The sequence below is a fragment of the Anaerotruncus rubiinfantis genome (genome assembly GCF_900078395.1).
In the GTDB taxonomy this organism is placed as follows: Bacteria; Bacillota; Clostridia; order Oscillospirales; family Ruminococcaceae; genus Anaerotruncus; species Anaerotruncus rubiinfantis.
Window position 1 is genome coordinate 1,544,933 of sequence record NZ_FKLA01000009.1, and the last position, 14,652, is coordinate 1,559,584.

Below are 14,652 nucleotides of genomic sequence, written 5' to 3' on the forward strand. Positions count from 1 at the left end.
TCTTCCCGGAAAACCCCTTGACATTTCAGTTTTCTCCTTTATACTGATGGGGATATGAATTATTAGAAGGAAGAAACGGAGCTATCATGGCGCAGACAACACATTGTGAAAACGGGATTACAGAGGGAGCCATCTGGAAACAGCTGCTCGCTTTTTTCTTTCCCATTCTGCTGGGAACATTCTTCCAGCAGCTCTACAATACAGCGGACGCCATCATTGTGGGGCACTTTGTTGGCAAGGAGGCACTCGCGGCGGTTGGCGGCGCGACCAGCGTGCTCATCAACTTTTTGGTGAACCTCTTTATGGGCGTTTCGACCGGCGCCACCGTTGTCATCGCGCAGTATTACGGCGCGCGCAACTTTGAGGAGGTGGAGCGCGCCGTCCATACGGCGGTCGCACTGGCGCTGGCGGCTGGCGTGGGGATCATGGCAATTGGCATTGCCGGGGCAAAACCCGCCCTTGTGGCGATGGCGACGCCGGACGATATCCTGCCGCATGCGCTGACCTATCTGCGGATTTTTTTCCTTGGCACGGTCGCGTCCTTTCTCTATAATATCGGTTCCGGTATTCTGCGCGCGGTTGGAGATACCCGTCGTCCTCTTTATTTCCTGATTGTGGCCTGCCTCACGAATATTCTGCTTGATCTGCTCTTTGTGGTGAAACTGGGGCTGGGGGTGACGGGTGTCGCGGTGGCAACCGTCCTTTCACAAGTCATCAGCGCAGTGCTCACGCTGCTGGCGCTCTGCAAGGAGGGCAGCATCTATCAGCTTATCTTCCGCAAGATCCGGTTCTATCCGGGCATCTTGAAAAATGTTCTGCAGATTGGGCTGCCTGCGGGCATCCAATCGGACATGTATGCCATATCCAATATCCTGTTGCAGGCCTGTATCAATGGGTTCGGCACCAACGTGGTTGCCGCGTGGACCGCATTCGGCAAGGTAGATGGCTTTTACTGGCTGATATCCGCTGCGTACGGCCTTGCAATCACCACTTTTGTGGGACAGAACTTCGGCGCGCAGAAATATGACCGGGTCCGCAAAAGCGTGCGGGTCTGCATGGGAATGATCGTTGCGACCACCGTGATGGTCAGCATCCTGTTCTGCCTTTTTGCCGAACCGCTGCTGCAGCTCTTCACAAACGATGTGGAGGTGCTGAAATATGGAGTGGAAATGATGCTGATGATGGCGCCCTTTTATCTTGTCTACACCGTTATTGAGATCCTTTCCGCCGCGGTGCGCGGAGCGGGCGAGGCGCTGGTGCCGATGCTGATCGTCTGCGGAGGCGTTTGTGTGCTGCGTGTGCTGTGGATTTTCTTCGTACTGCCGTTTTATCCATTTGTCGAAATGGTGGTGATCAGCTATCCCGTTACCTGGGCGATTACAGCGGTGCTTTTTATCATCTACTATCTGCATGGCGGCTGGCTGCGGCGCTGTATTGCCAAGGCGGGCTTTTCGAAGGAAGGGGAACCGCTGCAGCAGGAATGATCCGGCGGTTCCTTTTACAGAGTGGATGTGATATACTTTTGTGGGGTGATGGAAATGGATTTGCCAATGCTTGATTTTTTACAGGCAAAGAATATTTACACCGGGAGCGTGGGCGATTTCCGTTACCGGTTTCAGCCGGAAGCGGAGACGGTCAAGGTCTGGGCGTATGATACCTACTGCTTTGAATACTGCCGGGAGCATGACGGCAGGATGTTGGGCGAGGCAGAATTTTCGCTTGATGCTGACGGCCTGGCGAAGGCTGGGGAATGGCTCGGGGAGAAATATAACGCCTATTGAGAGGACAAAGGGCGGCTTTCCATCTGGAAAGCCGCCCTTTTTGCTTGTCAAGAAACCACCGACTATGTCGGTGGTATGAAAAAAGCTTTAGCGAGGAGGAGGAGATAAAAACTCCTTTTGGTGTAAAATGGGCTTGCGGTCTGGCAACTGCAAGGAACACCAAAAGGAGGACATTCGAAATGAATGACAGTAAAAGTTTAGCACATACAAGATGGAATTGCAAATATCATATCGTGTTTGCGCCAAAGTACAGGAGGAAAGAATTCTATGGGGAAAAGAGGGCAGAAATTGGGAAGATATTAAGAGAGTTATGTGAGTGGAAAGGCGTAAATATCGTAGAAGCAGAAGTATGTGAGGATCATATCCATATGCTTGTAGAAATACCGCCAAAGATGAGCGTATCAAGTTTTATGGGATTTCTGAAAGGAAAAAGCAGCTTGATCATTCATGAACGACACGCAAATTTGAAATACAAGCATGGGAATAGATCTTTTTGGTGCCGCGGGTACTATGTAGACACAGCGGGGAAAAACGCCAAAAAGATCGCAGAATACATAAAAAACCAATTGGAAGAAGATAAACTACAGGATCAATTAACGTTTAGAGAATACGAGGACCCTTTTAAGGGGAATAAGTAACAAGCTTTTGCAAATGTCAGACCGCATATGCCATTGCAATGGCTGCCAGTAACAGCGGGTTATACCCGCATAAGAAAAACCGCCGGCTATGCCGGCGGATTCTTATTCAGTCGGTGTGCTGGGCAGCCTCGATCCCAGCGTACTGAAAGTTCCCGCCCTCCGGTTCGAACCGGTCTGCATTTCATATTATATCAGAATGAAACTTGTACTTTAGAAAGCAGGTCCTTCCGCCAAAAAAGCGCCGGAAAAGTTGCCTTTCCATGCAACTTTTCCGGCATTTTGGCGGTAAAGGTGAAAGGAGCGTTGCCGATGCATGTAAACGGATACAATCTGCGCATGACACGCGGGGACAGTGAAACCATCCACATCAGCTGTGAGAACGCGGATGGGACGCCGCATCCATTCCAATCCGGGGATACGGTCTATTTTACGGTGAAGAAGGATGTCAACACGGCAGAAATTCTGCTGCAGAAGATCATAACCATTTTTACCGAAACCGGAGCGGCACAGGTGGAGCTTGCGCCGCAGGACACGCGCGGGCTTTCTTATGGCGGGTACAAATACGATGTGCAGCTCAGCTGCGCGGACGGCCAGGTCATGACGATTGTCCCGCCGAACGACTTTCGGATCGGAGGTGAGGTGACTTATGATTAGCGGCAAAATCCCAACAGCGGCAAAACTGAAGGCAACCGTCGTCGCTGCGGGGCCGGCGGGGAAATCCGCTTACCGCTATGCGGTGGAAGGCGGCTATTCCGGGACAGAGGAACAGTTCTACCGGGATCTTTCCGGCACCGGGAGCGGGGTGGCCGGTATCCTCTATGTCAAAAGTTTTTCCGCTTCGGCTTTCCAAAAAAGCGGCCTGCAGTATAGCTGCCTGATTCCCGCGTCGGAGCACGGGCTCGGTCCGCGTGCGATGGTTACGGAGGTGCTTCGGGAAGCGGACGCGGGATACGGGAACGTGTGGTATCAGTATAAAATCCTGCCGAACGGGGACGTTGCGCTTTATTCAGCGGAGCCGTTCGATGGAAAAATTGTGATCGAAAAAATATAGGAGGAATTCATTTGGCATTAACAACCGTAAAGCTTGGCGATTTCATTGAAAACGTCATTAAAACGGTCAACGACAATTTCAGCGATCTGGAAGTCCGAAAGGTGGACGGCGCGAATGTTCCGACCAAAGTGAGCGAACTTTCAAACGACAGCGGCTTTCAAACAGCACAGCAGGTGGCGGAAGCGGTCGCCGCGTTGGCCGCCTCTGCGCCGGAGACGCTCGACACCCTGAAGGAGCTGGCTGACGCGCTTGGCAACGACCCCAATTTTGCAGCTACCATTGCCGGGCAGATTGCCGCGAAGGTGGATAAAGTGGAAGGCAAAGGGCTTTCGGCCAACGATTTTACCGATACATTGCTCGCGAAACTGAACAGCCTTTCGAACTATACGCTGCCGGTTGGAGGGGAACTGCTCGGCGGCGTCAAAAACGGCGGGAACGTCACCATCAACGCGGACGGCACCATGACCGCGCCCGCCGCCCAACAGGGGGCGAGCGTAACCCGTCTGGATTTCGGTGCGGACGACGCGCGCTGGGGGCCTCTGACGGAAAACAGCTACACCTTGACAGTGGCTTCGTCTGGAAAATCTCCGATCGGGGTCTACCGCAAGGACAAAACGGCATACGGCCTTTCAATGAGTGATCTTGCGATTGACGGCGCAAACATTGCGGTAACAAGCTACGATAAATTTGAGGGGTATCTGCTGCTCATCTGAGCGCGGAAAAAATGGAACGGCCATTGGCCGTTCCATTTTTTAGTCCGGGATTCCTGGTGTTTCGGTCGTCTTTTTGATGTTTTGCAGGCCGCGGTTCACTTTTTCGTGGCTAAGCGGGATATCATAAATTTCACTGTAGGAATCCACTTCGGGCTCGTCGGCTGGGGCCGCGGGGATGAGGCCGGTGCATTCGGTGGCGGAAGCTACCGAAAACAGATCGTCAAACAGATCGCGGCCGTCGTCCGCATCGAACGGATGGGCGGACTTGGGTGTTTTCGGATCGGACATGATAATCAGCTCCTTTTTAAAGTTTCTTTTAGTGTTTCCGCATCCGCGACAACGATACATTGTCAAATTTTTTCACGAAAGATCGCCAAAACGAATATTCTGAGAAAAAACAGTCTCTGAAAGGCGGTCATTCTCATGGTACCAGTTTATCCGTATCTGCGTAAAGAAACGCAGTGCAAAAGTGTTCCCATCGCGTTTCCCCCGCAGGAACAGCTGACACAGCCCGGACTCGAGACGCTGATGAATCCGCGTCCTATTTTTGAAAATCCCTCCTATTGCGGCAGCGGGAAACTTTCGGGCAAAACAGCTGTCGTGACCGGCGGCGACAGCGGCATCGGCCGGGCGGTAGCCTGCGCTTTTGCCAAGGAGGGCGCGGATCTAGTGATCCCGTATCTCTGTGAGGAACGGGACGCGCGCGAAACAAAATGCTGGATCGAAAATCTGGGCCGCAGATGTCTGCTGATCCCAGGGGATCTGGGACAGCGGAGCAACGCGGATGCCGCTGTGGAGAAGGCAGTTGGATGCTTTGGAAAAGTCGATGTGCTGGTCAATAATCAGGCGGTACAGTTTGTACAGGAGAGCATCCTGGACATCTCCGCCGAACAGCTCGAAACAACCTTTCGTACCAATGTTTTTGCAACCTTTTACATGATCCAGGCGGCTTTGCCGCATATGAAGCGCGGAAGCGCGATCATCAACACCACCTCGGTTACGGCCTATTACGGGGAACCCAAACTGATTGACTACAGCGCCACCAAGGGCGCGCTCGCGGCGCTGACCCGTTCGCTGGCACTTTCGCTCGCGCCCTGCGGAATCCGTGTGAATGGGGTGGCGCCCGGGCCCATCTGGACGCCCCTCATCCCCTCCTCCTTTTCCGCGCGGGAGGTCGCTGCGTTTGGCACCCAGACTTCGCCGGTGCCGATGCGCCGCGCGGGGCAGCCGTTTGAACTTGCGCCAGCTTATGTCTATCTCGCAAGCTACGACAGTTCGTACATGACTGGGCAGGTACTGCATCCGAACGGCGGTACCATCGTGAACGGCTGATTCGCGCAGAAAAAACCGGTCCGTAAGCGCCTGTAACAGGCATTTACGGACCGGTTTGGGCTATTCAGCGATTTTGAACAGGGTGAGCTGGATCGAAATAACAGACATTCCGTCTACCACGCCGGTTGTTTCGATTGGGGCTGTGTCCTCCTGCGCGATTCGAACAAGCGAAACCATGTCGCCCGCTGAAAGCCGCAGAAGGCTTGTAGCCGCGCAGGGGACGCTGGACGAACCGTCCGCACCGGCCCCGCAGCTTGCATTGCCGCTCGAGTCCGCGCCATTTTTTGAACGGACAACAAAGACGGCGGAATAACCGGGTGCGAGCGCCACCCGGTGGCTCACAAGGTAGACGCCGCTTTCCGCAATGGCAACGGCGTTGCCGGAAAGGATAAATCCGCTGGAGTTCGCGGGATTTGCATATTCCAGCGGCAGTGTTTCACCGGGCAGAATCCGCTGATTTCCGGCTGTGTAGAAACTCGCGTAAGCGGGGGACAGGCCCGGCCCTTTGGGCCCTGTGGGCCCGACGGGTCCCCTGGGCCCCGGAAGTCCGGCAGGCCCCTGCGGGCCCGCCGCGCCGGTTACGCCGCGTGGGATGACAAAATCGAGCAGGTGGTTGGGGCTGCCGGTCGCGTCGGTGACCAATGCGGGGAATCCCGGGTCGGCCGTGGTGGTACTGCGTACTGCGAGCGTTTCAATCCCGCCGAATCCCCCCGCTCCAGCGGGTCCGGCCGGGCCAGTCGCGCCGGTAGGGCCAGTCGCGCCGGTAGGGCCAGTCGCGCCGGTAGGGCCGGTTGGGCCAGTCGCACCGGTTACACCGGCGGGGCCAATGGGCCCCATCGGTCCCGGCATCCCGCACGGCAGAGGCGGCTCCTGCGGGGCGGGCGGCGCCGATGGACATGTGGACTCGGGTTCGTCCACCAGGCAGGATGACGGTTTTGGGGAAGGCGCCTCTGGATTCCGGCTGGGGAATTCCTGATCCAGGGAAGGCGGTTCCGGGCGGGACGCGGGTTCGGATGACGGTTGTGGCGATTTTGTCTGGGGACGGCTGCTGTGTGGGACAGGGATGACATATCGGTTCATAATACGCTCCAATCCGCCGCTGCGCGCGCCGGCATATCCTATGTAAAAATCCCGGAAAACGCATGCGCGCAGAAAAAAGGCCGCGTCTGTCCGGTATTTCTATTTATATTCTATGCAGCGGCGGAAAAATTGTCCGAAATTGAAAAAAACTGCTATACGGATTGCTGCCTGTGAAACAAAAGAAGGAATGCTGTCATATAGGACGAAAAACAGAAACAGGGATGCCGCCAAATGGCAACAGCTGATAAGGAAGTATTAAAACAAACTAACTTAACGGCTGACAAACAGGTTGCAAACAGCTCCGAATGTGTAATGCATTCGGAGTTGTTTTATGATAAAATGTATCCGTAAGGGTGGTGAACAAAAAATGGATGATAATCTCATCTCAATGGGCAAATTACAAAGCGACATAAAAACTATGAAACTCGTTTCTCTATTTCTAAAACCAGAACAGAGAAAACAATTAAACACATTAGAAAAGCAACTTGATAATATGATTGCGCAAACAACAGCTTTCAATGAGAGATTTTCCTCTTACGGTTGGTGTGCGTATGATAGTATGAGTATGACTATTATAGAAAGTGCAAATACTGCTTTCGAGGAAGGTGGAATAGAGAGTGCTGAACAGGTTTTGATAAATTACTACAAAACAGACGTCAACAAAATTACTCATTGGATAAAAAATAGTTCAGAGGCATTTGCCGTGAGATATAATCTAATACAGCGTTTCTTTGAAGACCATTTTGCAGAAAGGTATCATGCGAGCGTTCCCCTTGGTTTGATTATAGTAGATGGTGCTGTTAACGATTTCACAAAAAGCAAAGGTTTTTTTGCTGAGGGAACAGCAGTTGATGCATGGGATTGTTTAGTTGGATGTAGTGACGGTTTGACCAAACTAAAAGGCATATTTAATCAGAACCGCACAAAAACAAATACCGAAACGATTACACTCCCTTATCGGAACGGCATTTTGCATGGTCGTGATCTGACTTATGCTAATGAATATGTATCATGCAAGTGCGTATCTCTTATGTTCGCTGTTGCCGATTGGATGAAAATGAAGAACAGCGAAGATACAAGAAAAGCTACATATGAGAAATCAGTTAATCCTCCCCCTATAAGAGAGTCTTTAGCGCGCATAAAAGAAAACAAACAGATACGAGAGGAAATTTCATCATGGGAAAAACATACAGTTATTGTTGGTGAGGATATTCCCGCAAATGGATTACCAAAGGATTATATAGAATACCCGTATATTCTTGAGGTCGTTGAGATGTTGTGTGCATGGAAAAACAAAAACTATGGGAAGTTGTCAACACATCTGCAAAAAATGTTTTCAGCAAGTCTTTCTTCTGGAAAACGTGCTGGCGAATGCAGAAAAATATTTGAACACAAAATACTTGATACATTTGAAATTATTGAGATTGAAGAACGAGCGTGTGCCTTGTCAAAGGTCATGGTTAAAGTGTTTTGGACAGATGATAATCATAAAAAAGAAGCGCTTTTAACTTTCGGTTGTGTCTATGAGAGCACTACTGAACGTGTGGGTGTACCATGGAGAGACAACGGTAAATGGATTTTAATGCCGTGGGATGTACGAGGGCTATATCAATAAGCGGTTATTTATATGGAACAATGGAATGGCATTTTGTGCCTTCAAGGGACATTAGATTGCCATCTCGTTTCCCCACTCTGGAAGCCACATAAATGCTGTCTTTTTTGCACTCAAAATGTCCACGCTGGCAGGGCAGATGTTACGCAGTAGAACGCCATTTTGAGGGGCGCGAGTATAAAACCTTTACCTACTCTCATTTTGCCTTTGCAAAGCCGCATGAATACTGACTTTTGCAGCCTCTATTGCGTGACAGAGAACCCCATAATTCAGAGGGGGCGCAAGCGGTCTATCCGTTTGCGCCCTCTTGATTACCTTATAGCAAGGACATGGAAAACCGTCAAGGGCGGCGCAGCCGTTTATCTTGACCCTTGACGGTTTTTCATGGCTTTGCTACTTGCCCGGCGGCTGATACTCCAATCGGAACTTCAAAACAGCCATAAGCAGCTTTGCATTTAATCGCTCTTTCAAATCGGTGTTCCCTCCGCTTAGCCTACCTATGTAGGCTTTGTGCCGTTCCTGCACCGCAAGGAGTGCGGCGTTATCTCCCGTAATTGCCCGTTCAATCACTTCATAGGAAACAAGATTATATTTGCTATTATTCATCATTTATCTTCTCATTTCTGTCCGTAACTGTTTCAACGCTGCGTTTTTCTGATAATTGACCGTTGTGCGTGGCTTTCCCAATAACGCCCCAATCTGCTTATCTCTTAATTGCAGATAATAGCGCATAAGGATAATTTCCCGCCGCAGTTCTGATAAGCACAACAAAGCTTTTGCTAACTTTTCGCTGTCAACAACTACCATCTGCCCGTTGACCGCAAAGGCAGTCGGCTTGTCCTGCAAGATAAAGTATTCGTCCATGCTGTGCAGCGCAAAAGAAGTGTGCTCTTGCAAGTATTCAAAGGATATTTCGCGCTGCGTTCTGCGTTTTCGTTCCCTGTAATAATTACAGGCTTCATTGTGCAATACGGCTTTACAAAATGCGTGAAACCGGCGTTCAATACTTTCCTTGTATTCTGTGGATAACATCATTCACCCATAGAACACCCCCTTATGGGATAATAAATTAAAACTCCATAACGTAAATTTCATTAACTGTATCAAAGGAAAAACCACATGATAACAGGGTATTGCAAGAAGCCTTATTTTCCTGTTCCGGCTGCACGATGATACGCTTTGCGTTTTTATGCAGCTTGACTTCCTTAATCAGTAGTTGAATGATATTTTTCCCAAATCCCTTTCCGAGATATTCAGTATCACCTATCAGATAGTCAATACTGTAAGTACCGTTTATATCCGTATTGCCTTGCCAATCTTCTCCGCTGTGACGGTATTCGTAATATTGGCAGAAACCGATAGGTTTGCCCTCCAATTCCACCATGAAGTGATGTAAGAATGAAAATTCGTCATTCCTCTTTTTGACTTCATCAATCCAATCCAACGGGTCATGATACCATTTAGCCACATGGGGCGTATATAGCCATTTTTCAAACAGTGCAACGTCCTCATTACGAAGCTGACGAAGTAACAATTTATCCAAGTCTTTTTCTCCTTTCAAATATGAATGTTATTTCATGTTCTTATTATAGCAGGTAGGACTTGCAAAGTCAACATGAACAATACTTCATATTCATTGACCAAATGAACATTATGGGATATACTTGTTCTTGTGAAAGGTGGTGCTTAGTTTGAACGATTTACCTATTCGAGAGCCGATACAAAAACGCTCTATTGAAAAGAAAACAAAAATAGTAAAAGCTGGTTTGGATTTATTCTGTGAAAAAGGTTTTTATAAAACAAACACGGTTGAAATAGCAAAGGCGGCAGGGGTTTCAACGGGAACAGTTTACAGCTATTTCAAAAACAAGACAGATATTTACATTGCTTCTTTTGAATATTTCCTTGATAGTTACCTTAGACCATTATTAGAGGAATTAGAAACTCTCCCCAAACCTGTTGATACGCAAGTTCTTATTGATAAATGTCTTAATCTATTTATCAATCTTTATGTCAATTCAAAGCAAACCGTAAATGAGCTGGGGCTTATGCAAGAGTCAGAACCGGAAATTATGCAGCACTTTGCCGCGTATGAGGATATGATTTTGTCTGCACTTGTAAAAGCCTTTGATAACCCGAATGTCACCAAAAAACATTTGACCGAGAAGATGTATCTTCTATATGCTTTGTCAGATATATTAGGGCAAGAACACGCTTTTAATTATCATGGGAACATAGATTTAGATGTGTTACGCTGTCAAATAACAGCTATGATTACTCACCTATTTGTAGAAGAATTATAAGGGTAGAAAATGCTTTAGCAATATAAAGCAAATAAAAATTAAAATCTTATTGCAGCCGCTATGTGCTGCAATATTTTTTTGCTCAAAAGTCGCTTTACATTTGGCATTTTCGGATTTTTCCCGTATTAAGAAGTGAGAGAACTTTTTGAAAAATTTTCTCTGAAATTTTAGCAAAATCGCCCCCTACGGTGTTGTAGGTAGTGAAAGGAGAGTGCGAATGGAAAACAGAAAACGAAGCGTACAAATCATTGTGCGGGTAACAGAGGACGAACGGGCGTTGATTGAGGAAAAAATGAAGCAGATACCGACGATAAACCTATCTGCTTACGCCCGTAAAATGCTGATTGACGGGTACATTATTGTTTTAGACTTGCAAGCGGTCAAAGCACATACGGCGCAGCTTCAGAAAATTGGCGTGAACGTCAATCAGATTGCAAGGCGTATCAACGAAACAGGTCGCATTTATGCCGACGACATGAACGAGGTAAAGCGGCTTATGGAAGAAGTGTGGCGATTGGAGCGTCGGCTACTCCTGCAATTCAAGGGGCTCACAAAATGAGGGCTTGGGAAACTTCCCAACAAGCAAAATGCGGAGCATTTTACGGGAACGGCTATCCGTTCCCTATGCTTGCTACGAAACTGTAAACCTCGATTTCAAAGGAAAGGACGGGAAAGGAATGGAACGGAAACGAGAACAAGACGAAAGCGATAACTTACCAAAACGGGGCAATCCGCTGAACGAAACGGTCTATTACAAAATCGGCGGTACAATCTTTGAAATTGAAACCTCCTGCGGCGGCTCTGAATTGCTGTATGACAAAATGGAACGGTTGATAAAATCGGAAACCGTCACATCGCCTACTGACAAGGAAAGGAAAGTCCGCTATAATAAAGACAGCAACCAGTTTGTCGGGCGTTCATTACAGGAGGAATGAACATATGACGAATACAAATTATCCCGACAACATTACCGCTTTATATGCACGTTTAAGCCAAGAGGACGCATTGGACGGGGAGAGCAACAGCATAGCCAACCAAAAGAAAATTCTGCTCAAATATGCGACGGACAACGGCTTTTCAAACCCCTTGTTTTTCATCGACGACGGAGTATCGGGAGTAACATTCGATAGACCCGGTTGGAATGAAATGATACACCTTGCGGAGTGTGGCAAGGTCAAGACGGTCATTGTCAAGGATATGTCCCGTATGGGACGCGATTATCTGAAAGTCGGCTATTACACCGAAAGTTTCTTTGCCGAGTGCGACATACGCTATATCGCTATCAACGACGGCGTGGACAGCGACAAGGGCGACAACGATTTCACCCCTTTCCGCAATTTGTTCAATGATTTTTACGCGCGAGATACCAGTAAGAAAATCCGCGCTGTGATGAGGGCAAAGGGCAATTCGGGCGAACACCTCTGCACCAATCCGCCCTATGGGTACAGGAAAGACCCGGAGGACAAGAAACGGTGGATTGTGGACGAGGAAGCCGCCGAGGTAGTCAAACGTATCTTTGTGCTGTGCGTGGACGGAAAAGGGCCAATGCAGATTGCAAAGCTGCTGACCGCCGACAAGGTTTTGACCGTTAAGGCGTACTATGCAAAGCGCGACGGAAAGCCGATGCCGGACAATCTCTATCGGTGGGATTACAAATCCGTCGCGGGGATATTGGAGCGTCCCGAATATATGGGCTGTACGGTGAACTTCAAGACCTATTCCAAATCTCACAAGCTGAAAAAGCGGCTGGACAACGCGCCCGAAAATTACCGTATCTTTCCCAATACACAACCTGCCATCATTGATGAAAAGGTGTTTGAGAGAGTACAGGAACTGAGGAAAAACAAACGCCGCCCCGCCAAGCAAGCGGAACGGCAAGGGTTGTTTTCAGGGCTGCTGTACTGCGCCGACTGTGGGAGCAAGCTGCATTTTGCAACAGGAAAGAACATGACCCCGGAGCAGGATTGTTACCGCTGTGCAAGGTACAAGAGCAATACGGGCGACTGCACCATGCACTATATCCGAGAGGAAACGCTAAAGCTGTTTGTACTGCGCCGGATATTCGACGTAACGGCAATGTTCATAGACAACGCCGACGATTTCCGCAGGGTAGTACAGAAGCAGCGTTTCGATGAAATGGAAAAGGCTGTAAAGCGACGCAAGAAAGAGTTGGAACAGGCAAAGAAGCGGATAGCGGAACTTGACCGTATTTTCAAGCGTATCTATGAGGACGACATAACGGGCGCGATTTCCCATGAACGGTTTTTGAAGCTGTCCATCGAGTATGAAGCGGAGCAAAAGGAACTGACGGAGTTTGTTAAAATAGAGCAAGCCGCCGTTGATACCTACGAGCAGGACAGAGCCGATTTTGACAGCTTCGCCGTCATTATCCGCAAGTATGTGGGTATTAAGGAGCTGACGCCTACCATTGTCAATGAGTTTGTGAAGAAGATAATCGTCCACGCCCCGGACAAGTCCAGCGGACACCGCCGACAAAAGATACAGCTTGTTTGGAACTTCATCGGGGAGTTGGAACAGGACGAGGACGCACAAACCATAGAACGGCATAGCAAAAGCAGAACGGCATAGCCTTTCGACTATGCCGCCCTGCAAATATGATTTTACTTCCTTGTGGGTGTGCGCCTAACGGCGGCATCCCTGTTTTATAACGCTGTTAGCACTTCATAAGCCGCGCCTTTGGCGGATCGTCGAATGCCAAAGAGGTCAGGGGAAACACTTTTTGCAGGGCGCGAGCCCGCGCTCCAGAGCCTGTGCAAGCGGGATTTCGGAAGCGTTTTTGATGTTGCTGCAGCCGGGGTCCGCATGGTATTTCCGGCCGGACGCGGTGATCCAGACTGTTTCTGAAGCCGGGTCAGCCGCGGCTTGAGCGGGTGAGGCTTCGGTGGAAGGCACGCTTTCGGAAACCGGCGCGGTGCCCGGTACAATTGTTTTCCCGTCCGAAGAAAGGACCACCGTTCCGTCGCGGTCGGTTCGATAAACTGCTGCACCGGCTTCGGAAAGCGCCCGCAGGGTACTGCCGGCCGGATGTCCGTAGGAATTGCCCTCACCGACCGAAATGACCGCATATTTCGGGGATACCCGCTTTAGGAATCCAGCGGAGGTGGAGGTGTCGCTGCCATGGTGACCGACTTTGAGCACGTCGGACTTCACATCGGTTGTGATCTGCTCCTCTGAAAGTGTTTCCGCGTCGCCGGTGAAGAGGAACGAGGTATCCCCATAGGTGACTTTGAGCACGGCGGAATAGTTGTTGAGATTGTCGTAGCTCTCCTGTACCGGCGCGGCGAATTCGAGCGTATAGCCTTCCGCCGGGATCATCTTTCCAGCCTTTGCGACGTTGATTTTCAGGCCCTTCGCGGCAACCGCGCCGACCATCGCTTCAAAGGTCTTGGAGGTGTGTGTGACCTTTGGCATATAGAACGCACCGACCTCTATGCCGGAGATGATGTCGGCCATTCCGCCGATGTGGTCGGAATGCGGATGGGTCGCAATCACATAGTCAAGCTTTTCGCAGTTCTGCTGTGCGAGATAATCCAGGATAGCCGGGCCGCCGCCAAGGTCGCCTGCGTCGATGAGCATCGTTTTGCCGTCCGGCAGTTCGAGATAGGTGCAGTCGGCCTGGCCGACGTCGAGATAATGTACCCGCAGCATTCCGCCGGACGGCTGTGTTTGCACGTCTTTGCCCTGCGCGGCGACGCTGTCGGGCGGATTCTGGCTGCCGGAAGAGGCGGATGCGGCTGGAGTGGGCGCGGCGCACCCGAAAAGCAGAAAAAAAGCAACCGGCAGGGCGAGCCAGCCGGATTTACGAAACCAATTCATCTGAGAGACTCCTTTAGACATCAAAAATATTTTAAAAACTGTCCCATGTCCCTGGCAGGAAATGAAGGATACAGACGATGAGGATAATGAAACCCAAAGCCATCACGACAGTGTTTTCGGTGGTGTTCTGAAACTGGCTTGTCATTGTGAAACCTCCTTTTCCCCAGCTTATGAAGGAAACCGGCTCCGGGTGCCCGCCGTGCCGCCGTGAAAATGTGAAAAACGGCCTGGCCTATTCCATTTCATGGGATTCTAAAGTCTACGAAAGGGGGAATCTGGATACGGGCCAAATTTCAGCGAAAGAA

General features: G+C 49.8%; 19 protein-coding genes. 13 read left to right on the forward strand and 6 right to left on the reverse strand.

The features are described 5' to 3' along the window. Window positions 1-86 precede the first annotated feature (86 nt). The 6 genes from BN4275_RS12865 (at window position 87) to BN4275_RS17575 (ending at window position 4,183) form a co-directional block, all read left to right on the forward strand. Window positions 87-1,484, forward strand: a complete 1,398-nt coding sequence (locus BN4275_RS12865; protein ID WP_066458930.1) for an MATE family efflux transporter — start codon at window positions 87-89, stop codon at window positions 1,482-1,484. 54 nt (window positions 1,485-1,538) lie between these two features. Next, window positions 1,539-1,781: a hypothetical protein gene (locus BN4275_RS12870; RefSeq protein WP_066458932.1), complete on the forward strand. Its 243-nt coding sequence runs from the start codon at window positions 1,539-1,541 to the stop codon at window positions 1,779-1,781. A 179-nt stretch (window positions 1,782-1,960) separates the two neighbouring features. Beyond that, entirely contained in the window at window positions 1,961-2,419 is a 459-nt protein-coding gene (gene tnpA / locus BN4275_RS12875) for an IS200/IS605 family transposase (protein WP_066453539.1), read from the forward strand. A gap of 309 nt (window positions 2,420-2,728) precedes the next feature. Continuing rightward, window positions 2,729-3,073, forward strand: coding sequence for a hypothetical protein (locus BN4275_RS12880; protein WP_066458935.1), 345 nt, complete (start codon window positions 2,729-2,731; stop codon window positions 3,071-3,073). Beyond that, window positions 3,066-3,470 (forward strand): hypothetical protein, encoded by a 405-nt coding sequence (locus tag BN4275_RS12885; RefSeq protein WP_066458937.1) that lies wholly within the window; start codon window positions 3,066-3,068, stop codon window positions 3,468-3,470. The genes BN4275_RS12880 and BN4275_RS12885 overlap by 8 nt, the downstream gene beginning before the upstream one ends. Before the next feature lie 11 nt (window positions 3,471-3,481). Then, entirely contained in the window at window positions 3,482-4,183 is a 702-nt protein-coding gene (locus tag BN4275_RS17575; protein WP_066458939.1) for a hypothetical protein, read from the forward strand. 39 nt (window positions 4,184-4,222) lie between these two features. Here BN4275_RS17575 and BN4275_RS12895 read toward each other — a convergent pair whose 3' ends face one another. Beyond that, window positions 4,223-4,471: a hypothetical protein gene (locus tag BN4275_RS12895; protein ID WP_066458941.1), complete on the reverse strand. Its 249-nt coding sequence runs from the start codon at window positions 4,469-4,471 to the stop codon at window positions 4,223-4,225. Between the two features lie 135 nt (window positions 4,472-4,606). Here BN4275_RS12895 and BN4275_RS12900 point away from each other — a divergent pair, with 135 nt between their 5' ends. Next, on the forward strand, window positions 4,607-5,515 hold the full coding sequence (locus tag BN4275_RS12900) for an SDR family oxidoreductase (RefSeq protein WP_066458945.1): 909 nt from the start codon (window positions 4,607-4,609) through the stop codon (window positions 5,513-5,515). 60 nt (window positions 5,516-5,575) lie between these two features. Here the strand turns inward: BN4275_RS12900 and BN4275_RS17840 are convergent, their stop codons facing one another. Then, window positions 5,576-6,352, reverse strand: a complete 777-nt coding sequence (locus tag BN4275_RS17840; protein WP_278276525.1) for a hypothetical protein — start codon at window positions 6,350-6,352, stop codon at window positions 5,576-5,578. Here BN4275_RS17840 and BN4275_RS17730 point away from each other — a divergent pair. Both BN4275_RS17730 and BN4275_RS12915 read left to right on the forward strand, forming a co-directional pair. After that, window positions 6,342-6,491 (forward strand): hypothetical protein, encoded by a 150-nt coding sequence (locus tag BN4275_RS17730; RefSeq protein ID WP_199719791.1) that lies wholly within the window; start codon window positions 6,342-6,344, stop codon window positions 6,489-6,491. The genes BN4275_RS17840 and BN4275_RS17730 overlap by 11 nt on opposite strands. Window positions 6,492-6,926: 435 nt before the next feature. Beyond that, entirely contained in the window at window positions 6,927-8,210 is a 1,284-nt protein-coding gene (locus tag BN4275_RS12915; RefSeq protein ID WP_242863667.1) for a hypothetical protein, read from the forward strand. Window positions 8,211-8,600: 390 nt separating this feature from the next. On the opposite strand, the gene BN4275_RS12920 is transcribed toward BN4275_RS12915, so the two are convergent. From BN4275_RS12920 to BN4275_RS12930, 3 genes are read right to left on the reverse strand one after another with little or no spacing between them, the layout of a single operon-like run. After that, a complete protein-coding gene (locus BN4275_RS12920) occupies window positions 8,601-8,813 on the reverse strand; it encodes a helix-turn-helix domain-containing protein (protein ID WP_242863669.1) in 213 nt (70 codons plus the stop codon). Window positions 8,814-8,816: 3 nt separating this feature from the next. Next, the gene (locus BN4275_RS12925) at window positions 8,817-9,242 is read right to left on the reverse strand and encodes an RNA polymerase sigma factor (protein WP_066458956.1); all 426 of its coding nucleotides are present in this window, start codon (window positions 9,240-9,242) and stop codon (window positions 8,817-8,819) included. A 34-nt stretch (window positions 9,243-9,276) separates the two neighbouring features. Continuing rightward, window positions 9,277-9,750, reverse strand: coding sequence for a GNAT family N-acetyltransferase (locus tag BN4275_RS12930; RefSeq protein ID WP_242863670.1), 474 nt, complete (start codon window positions 9,748-9,750; stop codon window positions 9,277-9,279). A gap of 148 nt (window positions 9,751-9,898) precedes the next feature. Here BN4275_RS12930 and BN4275_RS12935 point away from each other — a divergent pair, with 148 nt between their 5' ends. The 4 genes from BN4275_RS12935 (at window position 9,899) to BN4275_RS12955 (ending at window position 13,099) form a co-directional block, all read left to right on the forward strand. Continuing rightward, window positions 9,899-10,510 carry a TetR/AcrR family transcriptional regulator gene (locus BN4275_RS12935; protein WP_066458962.1) on the forward strand — a complete coding sequence of 204 codons (612 nt, stop codon included), beginning with the start codon at window positions 9,899-9,901 and terminating at the stop codon, window positions 10,508-10,510. Between the two features lie 217 nt (window positions 10,511-10,727). Beyond that, entirely contained in the window at window positions 10,728-11,069 is a 342-nt protein-coding gene (locus BN4275_RS12945) for a plasmid mobilization protein (protein ID WP_066458966.1), read from the forward strand. Window positions 11,070-11,187: 118 nt separating this feature from the next. Further along, window positions 11,188-11,445, forward strand: coding sequence for a hypothetical protein (locus BN4275_RS12950; RefSeq protein WP_066460429.1), 258 nt, complete (start codon window positions 11,188-11,190; stop codon window positions 11,443-11,445). Window positions 11,446-11,449: 4 nt separating this feature from the next. Then, window positions 11,450-13,099: a recombinase family protein gene (locus BN4275_RS12955; protein WP_066458967.1), complete on the forward strand. Its 1,650-nt coding sequence runs from the start codon at window positions 11,450-11,452 to the stop codon at window positions 13,097-13,099. Window positions 13,100-13,234: 135 nt separating this feature from the next. Here BN4275_RS12955 and BN4275_RS12960 read toward each other — a convergent pair whose 3' ends face one another. Beyond that, window positions 13,235-14,347 carry a ComEC/Rec2 family competence protein gene (locus BN4275_RS12960; RefSeq protein ID WP_066458970.1) on the reverse strand — a complete coding sequence of 371 codons (1,113 nt, stop codon included), beginning with the start codon at window positions 14,345-14,347 and terminating at the stop codon, window positions 13,235-13,237. Window positions 14,348-14,652: the final 305 nt, after the last annotated feature.

Excerpts from the sequence above, each read along its gene's own strand:
- BN4275_RS12865 (WP_066458930.1), top strand. The coding sequence starts at position 87 with ATGGCGCAGACAACACATTGTGAAAACGGGATTACAGAGGGAGCCATC.
- BN4275_RS12870 (WP_066458932.1), top strand. The coding sequence starts at position 1,539 with ATGGATTTGCCAATGCTTGATTTTTTACAGGCAAAGAATATTTACACC.
- tnpA (WP_066453539.1), top strand. The coding sequence starts at position 1,961 with ATGAATGACAGTAAAAGTTTAGCACATACAAGATGGAATTGCAAATAT.
- BN4275_RS12880 (WP_066458935.1), top strand. The coding sequence starts at position 2,729 with ATGCATGTAAACGGATACAATCTGCGCATGACACGCGGGGACAGTGAA.
- BN4275_RS12885 (WP_066458937.1), top strand. The coding sequence starts at position 3,066 with ATGATTAGCGGCAAAATCCCAACAGCGGCAAAACTGAAGGCAACCGTC.
- BN4275_RS12895 (WP_066458941.1), bottom strand. The coding sequence starts at position 4,471 with ATGTCCGATCCGAAAACACCCAAGTCCGCCCATCCGTTCGATGCGGAC.
- BN4275_RS12900 (WP_066458945.1), top strand. The coding sequence starts at position 4,607 with ATGGTACCAGTTTATCCGTATCTGCGTAAAGAAACGCAGTGCAAAAGT.
- BN4275_RS17730 (WP_199719791.1), top strand. The coding sequence starts at position 6,342 with ATGGGCCCCATCGGTCCCGGCATCCCGCACGGCAGAGGCGGCTCCTGC.
- BN4275_RS17840 (WP_278276525.1), bottom strand. The coding sequence starts at position 6,352 with ATGGGGCCCATTGGCCCCGCCGGTGTAACCGGTGCGACTGGCCCAACC.
- BN4275_RS12915 (WP_242863667.1), top strand. The coding sequence starts at position 6,927 with ATGATAAAATGTATCCGTAAGGGTGGTGAACAAAAAATGGATGATAAT.
- BN4275_RS12920 (WP_242863669.1), bottom strand. The coding sequence starts at position 8,813 with ATGAATAATAGCAAATATAATCTTGTTTCCTATGAAGTGATTGAACGG.
- BN4275_RS12925 (WP_066458956.1), bottom strand. The coding sequence starts at position 9,242 with ATGATGTTATCCACAGAATACAAGGAAAGTATTGAACGCCGGTTTCAC.
- BN4275_RS12945 (WP_066458966.1), top strand. The coding sequence starts at position 10,728 with ATGGAAAACAGAAAACGAAGCGTACAAATCATTGTGCGGGTAACAGAG.
- BN4275_RS12950 (WP_066460429.1), top strand. The coding sequence starts at position 11,188 with ATGGAACGGAAACGAGAACAAGACGAAAGCGATAACTTACCAAAACGG.
- BN4275_RS12955 (WP_066458967.1), top strand. The coding sequence starts at position 11,450 with ATGACGAATACAAATTATCCCGACAACATTACCGCTTTATATGCACGT.
- BN4275_RS12960 (WP_066458970.1), bottom strand. The coding sequence starts at position 14,347 with ATGAATTGGTTTCGTAAATCCGGCTGGCTCGCCCTGCCGGTTGCTTTT.